This window comes from Rhodanobacter sp. FW102-FHT14D06 (assembly GCF_043950705.1).
Classification (GTDB): Bacteria; Pseudomonadota; Gammaproteobacteria; order Xanthomonadales; family Rhodanobacteraceae; genus Rhodanobacter.
Genome location: NZ_CP170722.1, coordinates 3,529,812 through 3,550,092, shown reverse-complemented (window position 1 = coordinate 3,550,092; position 20,281 = coordinate 3,529,812). Strand labels below are relative to the sequence as shown.

Genomic DNA, 20,281 nt, shown 5'->3' with positions numbered 1-20,281 from the left:
CGGAAAGGCCGCCAGTTTAGGGCCAGTCGCGTGGCAGCCGCTGAACGGCAGCCACGCGGCAAGGCGACCTCAGCCGCCCTGCCCCATCCGCGCGATCCAGCGGTACATCACCACGATCGTCGCGGTGAAGGCGAGGCCGCCGATCCAGATCGCCGGGGTCGCGAAACTTTCGCCCACCACGGCCAGCGGCGACTGGTTGCCGGACAGCGCCACCGCTGCCGCCACGATCACGCCGAGCAGGCTCTCGCCCACGATCAGGCCCGACGCCAGCAGGACGCCCAACTGCTTGGTCGGCTCCGCCTTGGGGCCGCGCTCGGCACGCTTGTCGAACCAGGCGCCGACCATCGCGCCGACCACCACCATCAGCGTGGTCGAGGTGGGCAGGTAGATGCCCAGGCCCACCGCCAGCGGCGGCAGGCGCATCGACTTGCCGGTCTTGCCCAGCACCTCGTCGACCACGATCAGCACCGCGCCGATGCCGCCACCGATGGCGATCAGGCTCCAGTCGATGTTGCCGGTGATCACGCCCTGCGCCAGCGCCGAGATCAGCCCGGCCTGTGGCGCCGGCAACGCGCGCGCGGGGTCCACGCCCGGCGCGCCGAGGAAACCGTAGGCCTGGTTGAGCAGGTCCAGCACCGGCGGAATCACCAGCGCGCCGGCGATCACGCCGATCACCAGCGCCCATTGCTGCAGCGAGGGCGTGGCGTCCACCAACTGCCCGGTCTTGAGATCCTGCAGGTTGTTGTTGGCGATGGAGGCCACCGCGAACACGATCGAGGTGATGAACAGCGCGAAGGCCACCAGCGCCTTGCCGGCCTCCTCCGGCACCAGCGACTTCACCCCCAGCACCAGCAGCAGCGCGGCGATGATCACCACCAGGATGCCCACGCCCGACAGCGGGCTGTTGGACGAGCCGATCAGGCCAGCCATGTAGCCGCATACCGCGGAAACCAGGAAGCTCATGATGATCACGAACACCACGCCGCCGATCACCAGCAGCGCCATGTGCTCGCCCAGCCCGCTGATGTTGGCGAAGTGGCCCAGCAGCCACGCCACCGGGATCAGGCACAGCAGGGTGATGATGCCGACCTGGCCGATCGGCATGTCGTGTTCGGTGCGCGGCAGCGAATGCAGCGTGCCCGCCTTGCGCGCGCTGGAGGCGCGCATCGCGCCGGCCAGGCCGCCGATCACCGGCTTGACCAGCTTGGCCAGCGTCCAGATCGCCGCCACGCCGATGGTGCCGGCGCCCACGAAACGCACGTAGTGGCTCCAGGTGGCCTGGGCCGCTTCCGCCGCCGCGCCGCCCTCCGGGTGCAGCAGCAGGAAGTGCGGCACCGCCCAGCCCCAGCCGATGATCGCACCCAGCAGCATCGCCACGCCCACCCACAGGCCCACCAGGTGTCCCACCGCGAACAGCGCGAAGGAGAGACCGAAGTCGAAACCGCTAGCCGCACCCCGATCACCGATGCGGAAATAGCTGGACACCGCGGCGGCGAAGATCTTGGTCTGCACGACCACGTAGAACGCCGCCGAGACGATCGAGCCCACCACCACCGCCTTCAGCCCGGCACCGCCGGACTCCACCGACTCGGCGGCCTCCGGCGAATCGCCCGAGCCCACCTTGAGCACCTCGGCGCAGGCCACGCCTTCCGGATACGGCAAGTCGGAATCGGTGACCAGCGCGCGGCGCAGCGGGATCGTGTACATCACGCCGAGGATGCCGCCGGTGGCGCAGATGCCGAAGCTCATCCAGAACGGGAAGCCGTTCCAGTAGCCCAGGATCACCAGGCCCGGCAGGACGAAGATGATCGCCGACAGCGTGCCGGCGGCCGAGGCCACCGTCTGCACGATGTTGTTCTCCTGCACGGTGGAGTTCTTCAACGCGCGCAGGATCGCCATGGAAATCACCGCGGCGGGGATCGAGGTTGCGAAGGTAAGTCCGGCCTTGAGGCCGAAGAACACGTTCGCAGCGGTGAACACCACGGTGATCACGATGCCGATGATGACGCCACGAAGGGTGAGCTCGCGGCGCGATGGGCTGGACAAGACTGGCTGGGTCACTTCGTGCTCTCCCCCGATGAAAACTGCCGCGCACGATAGCGCGGAACCGTCGCCCGGCGATACGCCGGCCTTCGTCAGCCAGGCAGCCGCGCGCGCTCCAGCGCGGCCACATGCTGCTCCAGTCGCGGCCCGAGATAGCAATGCGATCCGCACGGCAACAGGCCCACGCGGCCGAACTCGCGCAAGTACCAGGCGGGAGCGCGCGCGATGAAACCCTGGCGGTCGCCCGCCACGTCGTCGCGGCTGGTGAACACTTCCAGAAAGGCCACGCCATCGAGCATCTCGCCGATGCCATGCAGCCCGGCACGGATCTCGGCTGGCTTGAGGTAGTGCAGCACGTCGCTGCACACGATCAGGTCGAAGCGGGTGTCGAAGCGCAGCTGTTCGAGCTGGCCGAAGCGCGCCAGGCCGATCCGGCGGCTGCGGCCGTAACGCGCCACCACGTACTCGCTGGCATCCAGCCCGCGATACTCCACGCCTGGTCGCAGCGCGCGCAGCGGCGCCCGCCACGTGGCTTCGCCGCAACCCACGTCCAGCACGTTGCGGATCGTGCGGCCCAGGTAGTACTCGGTTTGCGCCACCGCCATCGCCACCTTGCGCCGCAACTCGGCCGGGGAGCCGACCGCGTGGCGCGGGTCGCGATACCACTTGTCGAAATAGCTGCGGTCGTAGGTCTTGGGCATGGCTTCCCGGCGCGGGCCGGAGTGGCTGGCGGATGAACGCCCATGGTAGCGCGCGGCACGGCATCACTTTTCGCATGCGTTTCGCTTGCGATGCTCGCCCCGCCCCCGACCGCCCGGAGCCAACACCATGCCCATGATCCGTTTTCGCCTGATCGGCAGTCGCGCCGACGCCGACACCCTCATCATCGGCCTGCACGGCATCGACGGCGTCGAGCACATCGAGGAAATCGACGACCCCGCGCTGGGCATCCGCGACGACTCCAGCTCGCTGGGTTCGGCCGGCGACAGCGACGCACATGCCTATCTCATCGAAGTGGGCGCGGCCAGCGACAGCCTGGCCGACGACGTGCGCATGAACGCCGAGATACTGGCCAGCGAATGCAGCGCCGGCATCGAGTTCGTGGATGATTTCTGAAAGCCGCGACGACGCCGGTCACCCCGGCGCGCCGGGGCTACGGGACGCGACGGTAGCTGCCCTGCATGACCTTCTCCCAGCTTGTACCGCCGTCGAACGAGCTTTCCAGCACCAGGGTGAACTCGTCGTTGCCCAGCCAGTGGTACACATGTCGTGTCTGCCCGCGCGACGAACTGCGCACGAACACCAGCCGATCGCCGTCGCGATATCCGGGCGCAGGTTCTGCGGGAGTGAAGCCGTAGCTGTCGAACCAGTGCAGCGCGAAGTCGCCGGGACTGGCACCGTCGGCGAATACCGCGTGCGCCTGCAGCGCGGGTTGGCCGTCCCGCGTTTCGCGGTAATCCATCAGCAGCACCCTGCCGCCGAGGGCCAACCGCCCGCTGATCTGCGCGAGCGCCGGGCCGCCCTCGCCCCAGCGGGTCGTGGCGATGGTTTCTTCGCCATCCCATGCACCATCGAAACGGGCCAGCAGGTCGTCCATCACGATGCACCCCGGGTTGTGCCGCGCACCAGCAGGTGCTTGGCCATGGCGCCGTGCAAGCGGCCGATTCCGCGTACCAGGTGCAGGGTGGCGAACAGCAACCCGGCGCCGAACAGGAACATCGCCAGCACCTCGGCCCAGCCAGGTACGTGCGGGCCGGAACCCCAGTCCAGCAGGATCGTGTGATCCACGTACAGGCCCTGCAACCAGTCGTGGCCAAACAGCATCAGCACCGGCAGTCCCAGCAGGCCCAGCGCGACGGCCAGCAAGACGGCGGTGAGGATGAAGTACACGATGCCCAGCGGCAACATCAGCACCATGTAGAACAGCGTGGTCCAGGTGCGCGGGTCGGTAAACATGGCGCCGATCCGCCCCAGCAGCGGCACGCCGCGTTGCGGGTACGGTGGCCGCCGCGGCATGCGCACGCCCAGCAGCGCTTCCACGATGCGCCCTTCGAGCAGCGAGAGCCCCCGCATGCTGCCGATGAACAGCACTATGAACGGCAGGCCGATGATCAGCACGGACAGGCCCGCCGACAGCGCGATGCCACCCACGGCCAGCGTGAAATAGGCGATGCCCGTGGCCGACCCCAGTAGGATGTAGAACAGCGCACCCCAGGTATGCAGGTCGGTCGCCACGCCGAAGAAGCGCCCGGCCAGCGAGCGACGCGGCGGTGCTGGCGGCGGGCGGATCGCCCGCTGCACCTTGATCTCCTGGTCGCGGTAGATCTCGGCCACCTCGTCCGGTGCGCCGTAGCTCTGCACCACTTGTTCGAGCATCGCCGCCTCGTCGCGTCCGGGGCGTTCGTAAAGCTCTGCGCGCAGGTGTTCCTCGGCGTCGTAGAGCGCATCCTGGATCAGCGCAGGGTCGGCCCCGCGCAGCGCGGCGCGCAGCTGATCGAGATATTGGGCAATCGTGCGTGGCGCGTTCATGAAACCCCTCCTTGCAAGACGTTGTCGACCGAATCGCGGGTGGCGATCCACGCGGCGGTCCAGTCGCGCAGCGCGTCGCGCCCGGGCCGGGTGATGCGGTAATAGCGTCGCGGCGGTCCGCTGATCGAAGGCTCGACCTCGCTGGCCAGCAATCCCGACGCCTCGAGATTGCGCAGCACCGGATACAGCGCGCTCTGCTTGCCGGCGAGCACGCCCTCGCCCACCGCCTCCAGCCGCTTGGCGATCTGGTAGCCGTACATCGGCTGGCGCGACTGCGCCAGCACGGCCAGCAGGACCAGCGCCACCGTGCCGGTGGACAGCTCCTTCTGGAACTTCTTCAGTTGACTGCCGTCATCCATCGCGCTCACCCGCACTGTCACCTGTTACGGTATTCATTCTAGTGTGCAGTTATGACTAGTGAATATGCCTGAAGTCATGCGCCTGCCGGCGACGCGGACGCTCTGCTAAGTTGCGGGTCTCGCCGTTGCAAACCTTGAGGGGATAGCCATGCATGCACGTCGTCAATTCGCGGCCCTGACGCTGCTGGCCAGCCTGGTCGCCGTGCCGGCGCTTGCCGCCACGGATACCCAGGCGCCCACGCCGAGCCGCGCCGAGCTGTTGGCCAAGTCCACCGCGGCCGAATGGCGCACGCCCGACCCGCACAACCTGCTGGTGATGCAGCTGCCGACCGGGCGCGTGCTGATCGAGCTGGCGCCGGACTTCACCCCGCTGCATGCGGCGAACATCCGCACCATGGCGCGCCAGCACTATTACGACGGCCTGGCGATCGTGCGGGTGCAGGACAACTTCGTCACGCAATGGGGCGACCCGGCGGGCGACAACAACGATCCCGCCAGCAAGCCGCGCTCGCTTGGCAAGGCGCACGCCACGCTGCCGCCGGAATACACGCGGCCGATCGACCCGAGGCTGGAATGGACCCCGCTGCCCGACGGCGACGTCTATGCACCCGAGGTCGGTTTCAGTGAAGGCTTCCCCGCCGCGCGCGACCCGGCCAGCGGCGAGCAGTGGCTGACCCATTGCTACGGCATGGTCGGCGTGGGACGCGACATCGGCCCGGAAACCGGCAGCGGCAGCGAGCTGTACGTGGTGATCGGCCAGTCCCCGCGCCGGCTCGACCGCAACCTGGCGATCGCCGGCCGCGTGCTGGAAGGCATGCCGCTGCTGTCCGCCCTGCCGCGTGGTACCGGCCCGATGGGCTTCTACGACAAGCCCGCGCAACGCACGCCGATCGAATCCGTGCGACTGGCCTCCGAACTGCCGCCGGCGCAGCGCCCGGCCGTGCAGGTGCTGCGCACGGACAGCGCCACCTTCGCCGCCCTGCTCGACGCCCAGCGCCACCGGCATGACGATTTCTACAAGGTGTCGTCCGGCAAGGTCGGCCTGTGCAGCGTCGAGATCCCCGTGCGTGAGCCGAAAGCAGCGCATTGACGCAGGGCAGCCCTGCCCGCCTGCTCTTCAACGCACCCAGACCAGGAGCGGCGGGCAATGCCCGCCCTGCGGGGACCCACCGTCACGCGATGCCGTGCAGTCCGCACTCGCGCTTGAGGCCGAAGAAGCGTGTTTCCTCCGGGTCCATGCCGGGCTCCCAGCGACGGCTGGTGTGGTGGTCGCCGATCGAGACGTAGCCCTGCTCCCACAGCGGGTGGTACGGCAGGCGATGGCGGCTGAGATAGTGGCCGACGTCGCGGTCGCTCCAGTCGGCCAGCGGGTGCAGTTTCCAGCGGCCGTGGCGGAGTTCGAGAAAGTCGATCGCGGCGCGGCTGCGCGATTGCTGCCGGCGCAGTCCGGCGATCCAGCTGCCGGCATGCAGTTCATCGAGCGCGCGCTGCATCGGCTCGATCTTGCGAACGCGATTGTACTGGTCGATGCCACTCACTCCCTGGCGCCACAACTGGCCGTGCCGTGCCTCCATCCGCGCGGGGCTGAGCGGCGACTGGTAGACCTTGAGATTGAGCCCGAGCCGCGCCGTCAGTTGGTCGACGAAATGGTAGGTCTCGGGGAACAGGTAACCGGTATCGATCAGGATCACCGGGATGTCCGGACGCTGGCGGCTGACCAGATGCAGCGACACGGCGGCCTGCGCCCCGAAACTGGACGACAGCACGTGTTCTCCGGGCAGGTGCTCCAGCGCCCACGCCACCCGCTGCGCAGCGCTGCGCTTGGCCAGCATGGCGTTGATCCCCGCAAGCGCCTGCGCGTCGGGGGCAGTGTCCACCGGCAGCGGTTTCACGCGAGCACCGTGGCGGCGATGCGCCGCGCAGATGGTGGCTGCAGAACAGCCGCGCGCAGCAGGAAATCACCGAAGCCCTCGCCCGCCTCGCGCTCGGCGGCATAGCGCGCGAACAACGGGTCGAGCGCAGCGAGGATCGCGGCCTCGTCGACGTTCTCGCGCCAGACCTGGTTCAGGCGTTGGCCGCGGAAATCCGCGCCCAGGCGCAGGTCATAACGCCCCGGGCCGCGACCGACCAGGGCGATCTCGCCCAGGTACGGACGCGAGCAGCCGTTGGGGCAACCGGACAGGCGCAGCAGGATCGGCGTGTCGAGCAGGCCGTGCCGGTCCAGCAAGGCTTCCAGTTTCGGCAGCAGCGTCGGCAGGTAGCGCTCGCTCTCGGCCATCGCCAGGCCGCAGGTGGGCAGCGCCACGCAGGCGATCGCGTGCTGGCGGATCGCGCTGTGCCTTTTGTAGCCGTCCATGCCGTGGCGGGCCACCAGGGCGTCGATCGCGGCGCGATCGGCGGCCGCCACGTTGGCGATGATCAGGTTCTGGTTGCAGGTGAGCCGGATGTCGCCGGTGTGCACGCCGGCCAGTTCGCGCATGCCGCTGAGCCAGGTGTGCGCTCCGCGGTCGAGCAGGCGGCCGGACTCCACCTGCAAGGTCAGGTGCCAGCGCCCGGCATGGCCTTCGACCCAACCGTAGCGATCGCCGTTATTGTCGAAACGGAACGCGCGCGCCGGCTCCAGCGCGAAGCCCAACCGTCGCTCGATCTCGGCCTTGATCGCACCGAGCCCAAGCGTGTCGATGGTGTACTTCAGCCGTGCATGCTTGCGCTCCTCGCGATCGCCCCAGTCGCGCTGCACGGCGATGACGGTTTCGGCCAGCGCGATGAGTTGCGACGGCCGCACGAAGCCGATCACGTCGGCCAGCCGCGGATAGGTGGCCGGGTCGCCATGGGTGGCGCCCATGCCGCCGCCGATGCCCACGTTGAATCCAAGCAACTCGCCGTGTTCGACAATGGCGATCAGGGCCAGGTCCTGGGCGAACACGTCGATGTCGTTCTGCGGCGGGATCGCCAGCCCGATCTTGAACTTGCGCGGCAGGTAGGTGGCGCCGTACAGCGGTTCGCTTTCGTTGGCGGCTTCCTCGCCCACCAGCTTTTCGCCATCGAGCCAGAACTCGTGGTAGGCGCGCGTCTTCGGCTTGAGGTGCTCGGACAGGCGCACCGCCCACGCGTACGCCGCCTCGTGCGCGGGCGATTCGACCGGGTTGGTGTTGCACACCACGTTGCGGTTGACGTCGCCGCAGGCGGCGATGGTGCTGGCCATGGCCGCGTTGATCGCGGCGATGGCGGGCTTCAGGTCGCGCTTGATGATGCCGTGCCACTGGAAAGTCTGCCGCGTGGTGATGCGCAGTCCGCTGGAGGCGTAGTCGCCGGCGATCCGGTCGAAGGCGAGCCACTGCGCCGGGGTCATCACGCCGCCAGGCAGGCGCGCGCGCACCATGAAGGCATACGCCGGTTCCAACTTCTGGCGGCGGCGCTCGTCACGGATGTCGCGATCGTCCTGCATGTAGCTGCCGTGGAACTTCAGCAGCTTGGTGTCGCTCTCGGCGATCGCGCCGGTGACGGCATCGGCCAGCCCCTCGGCGATGGTGCCGCGCAAGAGGCGGCTTTCGATCTTGATCTTTTCCAGGTGGGAAGGCATCGGGATTCAAGCCAGTTCGCGTTCGGGTTGCATGCTTATTTGTTCGTCATTCCCGCGAAGGCGGGAATGACGACGCGGTTCAATCAATAGACATCGCGGGCGTAACGCCCCTGCTGCAGAAGATCGGCCAACCAGGCCCGCGCGCCCTCGGCGGACAACCCGCCGTGGGTGGCGACGATCTCCAGCAGGGCTTTGTGCACGTCCCGGGCCATGTGCGCGGAATCGCCGCAGACATACAGATGCGCGCCTTCGCGCAGCCATGCGTACAGTTCACGACCGTTCTCGCGCAGGCGCTGCTGCACGTAGACCTTGTGCGAGTCCCTCGCAACACCCCGCACATCTCTGGGCGCACTCTCTGAACGAGCCACGCCGTCGCGCGAGAAGGCCAGGTCGAGGCGGCTCAGGCTGCCGCGGCGCAAGGCGTCCTGCCACTCGAGCTGGTAGAGGAAGTCGCGGGCGAAGTGGCGGTTGCCGAAGAACAGCCAGTTGCGGCCGCTGGCGGCAGTCGCCTCGCGCTCCTGCACGAAGGCGCGGAACGGGGCGACGCCGGTACCGGGGCCGATCATGATCACGTCGCGGCTGCCGTCGGCCGGCAGGCGGAAGCGTTCGTTCGGTTCGATGAATACCGGCACTGTCGCGTCATCGCCCGCGCCGGCAAGGAAGCTCGATGCCGCGCCGTAATGCGTGCTGCCATGCGCAGCGTATTCCACCACCGCCACGGTCAGGTGCACCTCGTCCGGCCCCACGGCTTTCGGGCTGGACGCAATCGAATACAGCCGTGGCGTCAGCGGGCGCAGTGCGGCGACCAGTTCGGCGGCGTCCCACGCGGCGGGAAACTCGCGCAGGAGATCGATCGGCTGGTGGCTTTCCAGCAAGGCGGCGAACTCGGCGCGCTGCTCCGGAGCCAGCAGGCGCTGCAGACCTGCATGCCTCGTGGCTGCGGCCTGCGCCGCGACCAACGGACGGGTCAGTCGGGTGATTTCGCGCTCCTCGGCCAGCCAGCGCGCCAGCGGCAGGTGCTTGCCGCCATGTTCGACTTCCGCAGCGCCATCCAGCCGCAACGTCGTCAGCCACTGCTCGACCAGCGCCGGCGGATTGCGCGGCCACACGCCGACCGCATCACCGGCTTCGTAACGCAGGCCCGAACCTTCCAGCGACAGTTCGACATGCCGCACGTCGCGCTCGCTGTCGCGCGAGACGATGCGCTGGTTCTCCAGCACGGCGGCGGCGAACGGTTGCTCGCGCGAGTATGTCGCCACCGTGCGCACCGCGTGCAGTGCCGCGCCCTGACGCGGAGCCGTCGCGGGCACGTCGAGCGTCTCGCGGGCTGCGGCGAGGGCGCGTTCGGACCAGCCTGCCGCCGCCGCCTCGAAATCCACGTCGGCCTCGCCCAGCTCGGCAAAGCGCTGTCCACCCAGCTCGGCCAGCCGCGCATCCAGCGCCTGGCTGACCGCGCAATACTTCGGGTAACTCGAATCGCCCAGGCCCAGCACGGCGAACTTCAGTTGCGGCAACTTCGGTGCGCGCTTGCCGGCGATGAACTCGACGAAACCCACCGCATCGTCCGGCGGATCGCCGTCACCCTGGCTGCTGATCACCACGCTCAGGAAGCGCTCCTGGGCCAGCTCGCGCAGCGGGTAGGCGCCGGCGCGCAGCAAGCGCACCGGCAGGCCGGCGGCCTCGGCGCGGTTCGCCAGTTGCTCGGCCACACGGCGGGAGTTGCCGGTCTGGCTGCCATAGACGATGGTCAACCGCCGGCCCGCGTCCGCCGGTTGCTCGCCCATGCCCGGCAAGCTGGCCGCAACCGCGCCGCCAGCGGCAGCCGCGGCGCTGTACGCCGCGATCCAGTACAGGTCGGCCGGTGCCAGGCCGTGGGTCAAGCGGGCCAGCAGCGCCAGCCGCTCCGGATCGAGCGTAGGTGCAGGCGGAAGCGATTTCAGCGCAGCGTTCACGGTCATTCCTTCTGGACGTCTTTACGTCCATATGACAATGGTAGGTTTCGGTTCGAACTCGGGGAAAGCATCTGTCGGCATGTCGTTATGTCCGCTGCTCATTTCCTGCGCGCGGCCGGGCGCGCCGTATACTGCGCATCCACCCGATGTGGTTGCCGACGCGCTTGAGCGAACTGCTTGCATTCATGGTCGTGGGCGCCCTCGCCCAGCTGGTCGACGGCGCGCTGGGCATGGCCTTCGGGGTCACCGCGTCCGGCCTGCTGCTGGCGCTGGGCGTGCCCCCGGTGGCCGCCAGCGCCAGCGTGCATTATGCGGAGGCCTTCACCTGCGGTGCTTCCGGCCTCAGCCACCTGCTGGCCGGCAACGTGCGCCGCGCGCTGTTCCTGGCACTGGTGATCCCCGGCGTGTTGGGGGCGCTGATCGGCGTGTGGATCGCCGTGCACGTACCGCCTTCCTGGCTGCGCGCCTTGCTGGCGCCCTACCTGCTGGGCATGGGCGGCTTCCTGCTGCTGCGCTGCCGACGAGCGGCCGGCGCACGCATGGACGTCCCGCGCGGCACCGGCATCACCGGCGGCATTGCCGGCCTGGTCGACGCCATCGGCGGCGGCGGCTGGAGCGCAATCACCGTCACCACGCTGCTGGCGCGCGGCCTGCAGCCGCGAGCGGTGATCGGCAGCGTGCACCTGGCCAAGTGCGTGGTCAGCGTGGCCGCCAGCTTCAGTTTCCTGCTCACCATCGGCGTCAGCCATGCGGCCGCGGTGGTCGGGCTGATCATCGGCGGCGCCCTGGCCGCGCCGTTCGGCGCCGTGTTCGTGCGACGCGTGCCGGCGCGCGTCGCCACCGCGCTGGCCGGGTTGGCAGTGCTGGCGCTGGGCCTCAACAACACGGTGCGCCTGTTCACCTGAGCCGGCCACTACAATGGCCGGATGAACGCCACCCCGACTTTTCCGATTGAAGTGCGCGGCAGCGCCACGCGCCCGCTGGGCATGAGCCCGGCCCGTTTCCTGCGCGACTACTGGCAGAAGCGCCCGCTGCTGATCCGCAATGCCTTCCCCGGCTTCCGCCCGCCGCTGCAACCGGACGATCTCGCCGGCCTGGCCTGCGAACCCACCGCGCTGGCGCGGCTGATCGTGCACGACGAGGTGCGCGACCGCTGGCGGGTCAAGTCGAGCCCGCTGGAGGAGGCCGATTTCGCCGCCACGCCACCACGCAACTGGACCTTGCTGGTGCAGGACGTGGACAAGTGGGACGCCGACGTGGCCGGCCTGCTGCAACACTTCCGGTTCCTGCCGAGCTGGCGCATGGACGACGTGATGGTGTCCTACGCCGAACCCGGCGGCGGCGTCGGCGCGCATATCGATCAGTACGACGTGTTCCTGCTGCAGGGCCTGGGCCAGCGCCACTGGGCGATCAGCGACGATCCGCTGGCACCGAAGGCGTTCCGGCCCGACATCGAGCTCAAGCAACTGGTGCAGTTCGAGCCGACCCACGAATGGCTGCTCGACCCGGGCGACATGCTCTACCTGCCGCCGGGCGTGCCGCACGACGGCGTCGCCTTCGGCGGCCCGTGCATGACGTTCTCCGTCGGCATGCGCGCGCCCTCGCAGGCCGAACTGACCGGCGACCTGGCCGACTACATCGCCGAGCAGTTGCCGGACGAACTGCGCTACGCCGACCCCGACCTGGCCCCGGCCCGGCATGCCGGCGAGATCGACCGCGCCGCGCTGGAGCGGCTCAAGGCGGCCCTGCCGTTTGCCGCCGCCCTGCGCGAGGACCTGCTGCGTGACTGGTTCGGCCGCTTCATCACCCGCTACCGCAACGCTCAGGTGCCGGTGGCGCCGGAGCATCCACTGAGCGAGGAGCGGTTCGCCGCGCGCCTCGCCGCCGGTGCCCGACTGCTGCGCCACCCCTGGGCGCGCATGGCCTGGGCGGGCGGCAAGACCGGTGGCGTGCTGTACGTGTGTGGCCAGGCCTATGGCGCCTCGGTGGAACTGGCGCAACGGCTGTGTGCCGAACGCGAACTGGCCTTCGACCGCACGCCTGTCGCCGCCGACCGCGAACTCCTGCTCGCCCTGGTCAACGACGGCCACCTGCTGCTGCGCCCGGCGCGCCGCCGCCGATGAAGCTGCAGCACTTCCACGTCGAGATCGCCGACTGGTCACGCGAGGACCAGCGCGCCGCCCTGCTCGACCTGCGCGCCACGGTGTTCATCCACGAACAGGGCGTGAGCGAGCAGCGCGAGCGCGACGGGCTGGACGTCGACTGCTGGCACGTGCTGGCCCGCAACGATACCGGCCACCCGATCGGCTGCGGCCGGCTCACGCCGCAACACAAGATCGGTCGCATGGCGGTATTGCCGGACTGGCGCGGCCAGGGCGTGGGCGCGGCGCTGCTGCGCGAGCTGCTGGGCCTGGCGCGCGCGCGGGGCTGGCCCGAGGTGGCACTGGACGCCCAGGTCAGCGCGATCGGCTTCTACACCCGCGCCGGTTTCGTGGCATATGGGGACGAATTCGAGGACGCGGGGCTGGCACACCGCGCCATGCGGCTGGTGTTCGAGCGGGACGCGACGGTCGAGCATCCGCTTGGTCGCGATCCCGGACGGCTGGCGACCGGCACGGCGGCGGAATGCGTGCAGGCGCGGCTGCAACTGCTGCGTGATGCGCGTCATCAGCTGGCCGTGCGCCTGCCCGCGCTCACTGCCGACACCTTCGCCGATGCGGAACAACTGGCCGAGTTGCGACGCATCGCCACCTCCGGCCGCAGTGCGCTGATCCGCGTGCTGCTGCACGAGCCGCAGGCCGCGCTGCAGGCCGACCATCCACTGATCGGCCTGGCCCAGCGCCTGTCCAGCGCGTTCCAGATCCGCGTGCCGGTGGACGACGTCGACCTGGCCTGGCCTTCGGCCTGCCTGCTCAACGACGTCGGCGGTTACCTGTTCCTGCCCGCGGCGGAGCGTCCACCTGGACGCGCGGCGCGCGACGACCGCGCCGGCGCCGCGCCGCTGCAACAGCAATTCGACGAGGTGTGGGAGCGCTCCGAGCGCGCCACGGCGCTGCAGCGGCTGGATATCTGAGCGAGACGGCCGCGCGGACTGAACCGCAGCTGGCTCGTGGCCATCCGCGTCCGCGACGATGCACAACGCGACCAGGCCACACCCCTTGCGCGTTTGCGGCCGTGCATCGTGGCCGCGGAGCCGCGCCGCAGGCCGTCTGCGACCATTTCACGGGTTGCCGTGCCGTGGCGGGCGAAGGGTATAATCGTGCAGATTGATACCAGTCATCCGCACGAGCCACCGGTCGGACTTGAAAACCGGTCGCAAGCCGCGACGTTCAGCTCACATGGATGGCTGCAAGCCTCTTTTTCTGCCGGTGGTGACGTGAGTACAAACCTGATCCGCGAGTTCTACGAATCCTCCCAACTCGCTGGCGGCAACGCCGATTACGTGGAATCGCTGTACGACGCATGGCTGGCCGACCCCACGGCCGTTCCCGCCGAATGGGCAGGTTATTTCGAGACGTTCAAGGGTCGCGAATCGGGCGATGTCCCGCATGGCGCCGCCATTGCGCGGATCGAGGCGGCGCAGAAGCAGGGCCGCAACGGCGCCGCCGCCGTACCGATGAGCGACGAGTACGCACGCAAGCAGGCCGGCGTGCTGCGCCTGCTCACCGCCTACCGCTCTCGCGGCCACCTTGCCGCCGACCTCGACCCGCTGGGCCTGGCCGACAAGATGCCGGCCCCCGATCTCGGCCTGGCCTTCCACGGCTTGTCCGACGCCGACCTGGATACCGAATTCGACACCGGCAACTACGCTGGCGGCGGCCAGCGGCTGAAACTGCGCGACCTGCTCGACCGGCTGAAGAAGACCTACGCCAGCTCGATCGGCGCGGAGTTCATGCACATCAGCAACCACGAGCAGCGCAACTGGATCTACAGCCGGCTCGAACAATCCGCCGGCCAGAGCGGCCTGGACAAGGCCGGCAAGCAGCGCGTGCTGGACGGCCTCACCGCCGCCGAGGGCTTGGAGCGCTACCTGCACACCAAGTACGTCGGCCAGAAGCGCTTCTCGCTGGAAGGCGGCGACAGCCTGATCCCGATGCTCGACGACGTGGTGCGCGCGGCCGGCGACAACGGCATCAAGGAGCTGGTGATCGGCATGGCCCACCGCGGCCGCCTCAACGTGCTGGTCAACATCCTGGGCAAGCCGCCGAAGACCCTGTTCGACGAGTTCGAGGGCCGTTTCGACCATCCCGACGACCCGGCCCACTCCGGCGACGTGAAGTACCACATGGGCTTCTCCGCCGACGTCAAGACGCCCAAGGGCGGCGTGCACGTGGCGCTGGCGTTCAACCCCTCGCATCTGGAAATCGTCAACCCGGTGGTGACCGGCTCGGTGCACGCGCGCCAGACCCGCCGCCGCGATACCGCGCACACGCAGTCGATGGCCGTGCTGATCCACGGCGACGCCGCGTTTGCCGGCCAGGGCGTGAACATGGAACTGTTCAACATGTCGCAGGCACGCGGCTTCAAGATCGGCGGCAGCCTGCACATCGTGGTCAACAACCAGGTCGGCTTCACCACCTCCAATCCGGAGGACGCGCGTTCCACCATGTACTGCACCGACCTGGCCAAGATGGTCAACGCGCCGGTGCTGCACGTGAACGGCGACGACCCGGAAGCGGTGATCCTGGTGACCCGGCTGGCCTACGACTTCCGCAAGCGGTTCCGCCGCGACGCGGTGATCGACCTGGTCTGCTACCGCCGCCACGGCCACAACGAGGCCGACGAGCCGGCCGCCACGCAGCCGGTGATGTACCAGATCATCCGCAAGCGTCCGACCGCGCGCGACCTTTACCAGCAGCAACTGGTGAAGGCCGGCGTGCTGGCCGAGGGCGAGGCGGCGAAGCAGTTCGACGCCTACCGCGAGCGCCTGGAAGCCGGCGCACCGATGACCGACCTGGACCCCAGCCCCGTCCGCGACGGCCACGTCGACTGGGCGCGCTTCATCGGCGGCAAGCTGTCGCTGCCCACCGACACCACGGTGCCCATGCGCAAGCTGCAGGAACTGGCCAGCAATATCCTCACCCTGCCCGCCGACCTCACCCTGCAGGGCCGCGTGGCCAAGATCTACGAAGACCGCCGCAAGATGGCCGCCGGCGAACAGCCCGCCGACTGGGGCTTCGCCGAGAACCTGGCCTACGCGACCCTGGTCGACGGCGGTTTCGACATGCGCCTGGTCGGCCAGGATTCCGGCCGCGGCACCTTCTTCCACCGCCACGCCGTGCTGCACGACCAGAAGGACGGCCATACCTACATGCCGCTGGCCACCGTGCGCGCGGGCGCCGACGTCGAGGTGATCGACTCGCTGCTCAGCGAGGAGGCGGTGATGGCGTTCGAGTACGGCCACTCCACCACCGACCCGGACACCCTCAACATCTGGGAGGCCCAGTTCGGCGACTTCGCCAACGGCGCGCAGGTGGTGATCGACCAGTTCATCAGCTCGGGCGAATCGAAGTGGAACCGGTTGTGCGGCCTGGTGCTGCTGCTGCCGCACGGCTACGAAGGCCAGGGGCCGGAGCACTCCTCCGCCCGGCTGGAGCGTTTCCTGCAGCTGTGCGCGATGGACAACATGCAGGTCTGCGTGCCGACCACGCCGGCGCAGGATTTCCACATGATCCGCCGGCAGATGCTGCGCGCCGCGCGCAAGCCGCTGATCGTGATGACGCCCAAATCGCTGCTGCGCCACAAGCTGGCGGTGTCGAGCCTGGACGAGCTGGCCAACGGCAGCTTCCAGCTGGTGATCGGCGAGCATCGCAAGCTGACCGCGAAGAAGGTCAAGCGCGTGGTGCTGTGCTCGGGCAAGGTCTACTACGACCTGCTGGAGGAAGCCGAGAAGCGCGCCCTGACCGACGTGGCGATCGTGCGCGTCGAGCAGTTGTATCCGTTCCCCCGCGTGGAGGTCAGCGCCGAGCTGGACAAGTATCCGTCGGCGAAGGAAGTGATCTGGTGCCAGGAGGAGCCGATGAACCAGGGCGCCTGGTTCCAGATCCGCCATCACCTGCAAGCCTGCACGGGCAGCAAGCACAGCCTGTCGTACGCCGGTCGCGCGCGCTCGCCGGCGCCGGCCGCCGGCCACCACAACACGCACGTCGCCGAACAGGCGGCGCTGGTCGAACAGGCCCTGGTCGAGCCGGTCGGTACCGACCACGCCGCCGAGTAATCCGTTTCGAACGGGGCGGTCGCGATTGGCCGCCCCTGCTCCTTGTGTCCATCGACAGTCGCACAAACCCAAGAGCCTCTTATGTCCATCGAACTGAAAGTCCCCGTGCTGCCCGAGTCCGTCTCCGACGCCACCATCGCCAGCTGGCACAAGAAGGCCGGTGACGCGGTGAAGCGCGACGAGAACCTGGTGGATCTGGAAACCGACAAGGTGGTGCTGGAAGTGCCCGCGCCGGTTGACGGCGTGTTGAAGGAGATCAGGCACGAGGTCGGCGACACGGTGAACAGCGAGCAGGTCATCGCGATCATCGAGGAAGGCGCCACGGCGGCTGCGCCGGCTCCGGCCGCCGCCGCTCCGGCGCCCGCGGCCGCGGCGCCCGCCGCGTCGAAGGCCGCCGCCGAGCTTTCGCCCGCCGCGCAGCGCGTGGCCACCGAGAGCAAGGTCGACACCTCCGCCATCGCCGGCACCGGCCGCGACGGTCGCATCATCAAGGAAGACGTGGTCAACGCCGGTTCGCGCCCTGCCGCAGCTCCCGCCGCCGCGCCGGCCGCGAAGCCGACCCCGGGCGTCCGCCCGGAAGAGCGCGTGCCGATGACCCGCATGCGCGCGCGCATCGCCGAGCGCCTGATGCAGTCGAAGAACTCGATCGCCATGCTGACCTCGTTCAACGAGGTGAACCTGGCCGAAGTGGTGAAGATGCGCAAAGCCCTCGGCGACGCGTTCCAGAAGGAACACGGCATCAAGCTCGGCTTCATGAGCTTCTTCGTCAAGGCGGCGGCCGAGGCGCTGAAGCGCTATCCGTTCGTCAACGCGTCGGTCGACGGCAACGACGTGATCTACCACGGCTACCAGGACATCTCGATCGCCGTGTCCACCGACAAGGGCCTGGTCACGCCGGTGCTGCGCGACGTGCAGGACATGAGCTTCGCCGACGTCGAGAAGGGCATCGCCGACTACGCCACCAAGGCGCGCGCGAACAAGCTGTCGCTGGACGACCTGCAGGGCGGCACCTTCACCATCACCAACGGCGGCACCTTCGGCTCGCTGCTGTCGACGCCGATCGTGAACCCGCCGCAGAGCGCGATCCTCGGCATGCACACGATCAAGGAGCGCCCGATCGTAGAGAACGGCCAGATCATCGCCGCGCCGATGATGTACATCGCGCTCAGCTACGACCACCGCATCATCGACGGCAAGGACGCGGTGCTGTTCCTGGTCGACATCAAGAACCAGCTGGAGAATCCGCAGCGGATGCTGTTGGGTCTGTGATCGCTTGAGCCCCTCTCCCGCCGGGAGAGGGGTTGGGGCGAGGGTTCGGTGATACCGCAACGCCTCGCTCCGCCCGCACCCTCATCCGGCGCTTCGCGCCACCTTCTCCCGGCGGGAGAAGGAAAGAGCAAAGAGGAAAATCATGAGCGACAAATTCGATGTCATCGTCATCGGTGCGGGCCCGGCCGGTTACCACGCCGCGATCCGCGCCGCGCAGCTGGGCCTGAAGACCGCCGTGGTCGATGCCTTTGTCGGCAAGGATGGCAAGCAGGCACTCGGCGGCACCTGCCTCAACGTGGGCTGTATCCCGTCGAAGGCGCTGCTCGACTCCTCCAAGCAGTTCTACAACCTCGCGCACAATCTTCCCGTGCACGGAATCACCGTCGAGAATGCCAAGGTCGACCTCAAGACCTTCATCGGCCGCAAGGAAAAGATCGTCAAGCAGTTCACCGGCGGCGTGGCGCAACTGTTCAAGGCCAACAAGATCACCAGCTTCTTCGGCACCGGCAAGCTGCTGAAGGGCAACCAGGTCGAGGTCACCGGCAACGACGGCGCCAGGCAGACCATCGCTGCCACCAACGTGATCCTGGCTTCCGGTTCGGTGCCGATCGAGTTGCCGTTCGCGAAGTTCGACGGCAAGAACATCATCGACAACGCCGGCGCGCTGGAACTCGATGCCGTGCCGAAGCGCCTGGGCGTGATCGGCGCCGGCGTGATCGGACTGGAGCTGGGCAGCGTGTGGCGCCGCCTGGGCGCGGAAGTCACCGTGATCGAGGCGCTGCCGGAATTCCTCGCCGTCGCCGACGCGGACGTCGCCAAGGTCGCCGCCAGGGAATTCGCCAAACAGGGCCTGGACATCAAGCTCAACGCCAAGCTCAACAAGGCTGATGTGAAGAAGGACGGCGTGCACTTGGTCTACACCGACAAGGACGGCGAGCAGAAGCTCGTCGTCGACAAGCTGCTGGTCGCAGTGGGCCGCCGCGCCTATACCGCCGGCCTGCTGGCCGACGACACCGGCGTGAAGCTGGACGAGCGCGGCCGCATCGTGGTCGACGAGCATTGCCACACCGGCGTGGACGGCGTGTGGGCGGTCGGCGACGCGGTGCGCGGCCCGATGCTCGCGCACAAGGGTTTCGAGGAAGGCATGGCGGTCGCCGAGTGGATCGCCGGCAAGGCCGGCCACGTCAGCTACGACACGATCCCGTGGGTGATCTACACCGAGCCGGAGATCGCCTGGGCCGGCAAGACCGAGAAGCAGCTCAAGGACGAGGGCGTGCCGTACAAGGTCGGCACTTTCCCGTTCGCCGCGATCGGCCGTGCCGTCGCGATGAACGAGGCGGTCGGTCAGGTGAAGATGATCGCGCACGCCGAAACCGACCGCATCCTGGGCGTGCACATGGTGGGTCCAGGCGTCTCCGAGCTGATCGCCGAATGCGTGGTGGCGATGGAGTTCAAGGGGTCCTCCGAGGACCTCGCCCGCATCGTCCACGCCCATCCGACCCTGTCCGAGGCCGTGCACGAAGCCGCCTTGTCGGTCGACAAACGCGCCATCCACAAGGGCAACTGAAGCCCGCGCAGAGCCAACGCGGCCCGCTCGTGGCGACATGGGCGGGTCGCTCCTTTTCAGAAATGAGTGGAGAGGAGTGAGAAACGAGAGAGAGCATGCAAGCGCACACTCTTTTCTCACTCCTCTCCACTCTCCACCCAGGTAAGCCCATGGCCCAACCCACCGCCATCTGCGTCTACTGCGGCTCCAGCAGCGGCAGGCATCCCGAGTACGCCGAGCAGGCACGCGCCTTCGGTACGGAAATGGCCCGACGCGGCATCGCGCTGGTCTACGGCGGCGGCAAGGTCGGCCTGATGGGCGTGGTGGCCGACGCGGTGCTCGCCGGCGGCGGCAAGGTCATCGGGGTGATTCCTCGGCAACTGGTGGAGCTCGAAGTGGCCCATCCGGGCCTGAGCGAACTGGTGGTGGTCGAGACCATGCACCAGCGCAAGACGCGCATGTACGAGCTGTCCGACGCCTTCGTCGCCCTGCCCGGCGGCTTCGGCACGATGGACGAGATGTTCGAGATGCTGACCTGGGCCCAGCTCGGCCTGCACCGCTACCCCTGCGCCTTCCTCGACGTGCGCGGCTACTACCGCGACCTGCGCACGCTGATGGAGCACATGGTCGACGAATCCTTCGTGAAGGCGGCGCAGCGCGACAGCATCTGGTTCGGCGACGACATCGCCGCATTGTTCGACTGGATGCGGGACTACGAAGGCAGCTACACGCCCAAGTGGATTTCCTCCCGCAGCGTTGACGCCTGATTCCGCAGGAGGTCGA

At 68.5% G+C, this 20,281-nt stretch carries 17 protein-coding genes; 9 read left to right on the top strand and 8 right to left on the bottom strand.

Annotated features, from left to right (window positions below; translation table 11 throughout):
• Window positions 1-69 precede the first annotated feature (69 nt).
• Together ACFCQI_RS16015 and ACFCQI_RS16010 are read right to left on the bottom strand one after the other, a co-directional pair.
• Complete coding sequence (locus tag ACFCQI_RS16015) at window positions 70-2,061, bottom strand: OPT family oligopeptide transporter (protein WP_395118358.1); 1,992 nt, start codon at window positions 2,059-2,061, stop codon at window positions 70-72.
• Window positions 2,062-2,135: 74 nt separating this feature from the next.
• A complete protein-coding gene (locus tag ACFCQI_RS16010; protein ID WP_395118356.1) occupies window positions 2,136-2,744 on the bottom strand; it encodes a class I SAM-dependent DNA methyltransferase in 609 nt (202 codons plus the stop codon).
• A 127-nt stretch (window positions 2,745-2,871) separates the two neighbouring features.
• Here ACFCQI_RS16010 and ACFCQI_RS16005 point away from each other — a divergent pair, with 127 nt between their 5' ends.
• Entirely contained in the window at window positions 2,872-3,159 is a 288-nt protein-coding gene (locus tag ACFCQI_RS16005; protein WP_395118354.1) for a hypothetical protein, read from the top strand.
• Between the two features lie 37 nt (window positions 3,160-3,196).
• On the opposite strand, the gene ACFCQI_RS16000 is transcribed toward ACFCQI_RS16005, so the two are convergent.
• The 3 genes from ACFCQI_RS16000 to ACFCQI_RS15990 are packed head-to-tail and all read right to left on the bottom strand — an operon-like array spanning window position 3,197 to window position 4,931.
• Window positions 3,197-3,640: a DUF1579 family protein gene (locus ACFCQI_RS16000; protein WP_395118352.1), complete on the bottom strand. Its 444-nt coding sequence runs from the start codon at window positions 3,638-3,640 to the stop codon at window positions 3,197-3,199.
• On the bottom strand, window positions 3,640-4,572 hold the full coding sequence (locus tag ACFCQI_RS15995) for a sensor domain-containing protein (RefSeq protein WP_395118350.1): 933 nt from the start codon (window positions 4,570-4,572) through the stop codon (window positions 3,640-3,642). The genes ACFCQI_RS16000 and ACFCQI_RS15995 overlap by 1 nt, the downstream gene beginning before the upstream one ends.
• Window positions 4,569-4,931: a PadR family transcriptional regulator gene (locus ACFCQI_RS15990; RefSeq protein ID WP_395118348.1), complete on the bottom strand. Its 363-nt coding sequence runs from the start codon at window positions 4,929-4,931 to the stop codon at window positions 4,569-4,571. The genes ACFCQI_RS15995 and ACFCQI_RS15990 overlap by 4 nt, the downstream gene beginning before the upstream one ends.
• A gap of 148 nt (window positions 4,932-5,079) precedes the next feature.
• On the opposite strand from ACFCQI_RS15990, the gene ACFCQI_RS15985 reads away from it, so the two are divergent.
• Entirely contained in the window at window positions 5,080-6,021 is a 942-nt protein-coding gene (locus ACFCQI_RS15985) for a peptidylprolyl isomerase (protein WP_395118346.1), read from the top strand.
• A gap of 82 nt (window positions 6,022-6,103) precedes the next feature.
• On the opposite strand, the gene ACFCQI_RS15980 is transcribed toward ACFCQI_RS15985, so the two are convergent.
• From ACFCQI_RS15980 to ACFCQI_RS15970, 3 genes are all read right to left on the bottom strand, one after another.
• On the bottom strand, window positions 6,104-6,814 hold the full coding sequence (locus ACFCQI_RS15980; RefSeq protein WP_395121383.1) for a phosphoadenylyl-sulfate reductase: 711 nt from the start codon (window positions 6,812-6,814) through the stop codon (window positions 6,104-6,106).
• Between the two features lie 5 nt (window positions 6,815-6,819).
• Window positions 6,820-8,514: an assimilatory sulfite reductase (NADPH) hemoprotein subunit gene (gene cysI, locus ACFCQI_RS15975; RefSeq protein ID WP_395118344.1), complete on the bottom strand. Its 1,695-nt coding sequence runs from the start codon at window positions 8,512-8,514 to the stop codon at window positions 6,820-6,822.
• 83 nt (window positions 8,515-8,597) lie between these two features.
• Window positions 8,598-10,472 carry an assimilatory sulfite reductase (NADPH) flavoprotein subunit gene (locus tag ACFCQI_RS15970; protein ID WP_395118342.1) on the bottom strand — a complete coding sequence of 625 codons (1,875 nt, stop codon included), beginning with the start codon at window positions 10,470-10,472 and terminating at the stop codon, window positions 8,598-8,600.
• A gap of 158 nt (window positions 10,473-10,630) precedes the next feature.
• Here ACFCQI_RS15970 and ACFCQI_RS15965 point away from each other — a divergent pair, with 158 nt between their 5' ends.
• From ACFCQI_RS15965 to ACFCQI_RS15935, 7 genes are all read left to right on the top strand, one after another.
• Complete coding sequence (locus tag ACFCQI_RS15965; RefSeq protein WP_395118340.1) at window positions 10,631-11,371, top strand: sulfite exporter TauE/SafE family protein; 741 nt, start codon at window positions 10,631-10,633, stop codon at window positions 11,369-11,371.
• 21 nt (window positions 11,372-11,392) lie between these two features.
• Window positions 11,393-12,589, top strand: a complete 1,197-nt coding sequence (locus ACFCQI_RS15960) for a JmjC domain-containing protein (protein ID WP_395118338.1) — start codon at window positions 11,393-11,395, stop codon at window positions 12,587-12,589.
• On the top strand, window positions 12,586-13,539 hold the full coding sequence (locus ACFCQI_RS15955) for a GNAT family N-acetyltransferase (RefSeq protein WP_395118336.1): 954 nt from the start codon (window positions 12,586-12,588) through the stop codon (window positions 13,537-13,539). Before ACFCQI_RS15960 ends, ACFCQI_RS15955 begins: the two co-directional genes overlap by 4 nt.
• Window positions 13,540-13,842: 303 nt before the next feature.
• The gene (locus ACFCQI_RS15950) at window positions 13,843-16,683 is read left to right on the top strand and encodes a 2-oxoglutarate dehydrogenase E1 component (protein ID WP_395118334.1); all 2,841 of its coding nucleotides are present in this window, start codon (window positions 13,843-13,845) and stop codon (window positions 16,681-16,683) included.
• An 81-nt stretch (window positions 16,684-16,764) separates the two neighbouring features.
• On the top strand, window positions 16,765-17,952 hold the full coding sequence (gene odhB / locus ACFCQI_RS15945; protein WP_395118332.1) for a 2-oxoglutarate dehydrogenase complex dihydrolipoyllysine-residue succinyltransferase: 1,188 nt from the start codon (window positions 16,765-16,767) through the stop codon (window positions 17,950-17,952).
• A 142-nt stretch (window positions 17,953-18,094) separates the two neighbouring features.
• Window positions 18,095-19,519, top strand: a complete 1,425-nt coding sequence (lpdA, locus tag ACFCQI_RS15940) for a dihydrolipoyl dehydrogenase (protein ID WP_395118330.1) — start codon at window positions 18,095-18,097, stop codon at window positions 19,517-19,519.
• A gap of 149 nt (window positions 19,520-19,668) precedes the next feature.
• A complete protein-coding gene (locus tag ACFCQI_RS15935; protein WP_395118328.1) occupies window positions 19,669-20,265 on the top strand; it encodes a TIGR00730 family Rossman fold protein in 597 nt (198 codons plus the stop codon).
• Window positions 20,266-20,281 lie beyond the last annotated feature (16 nt).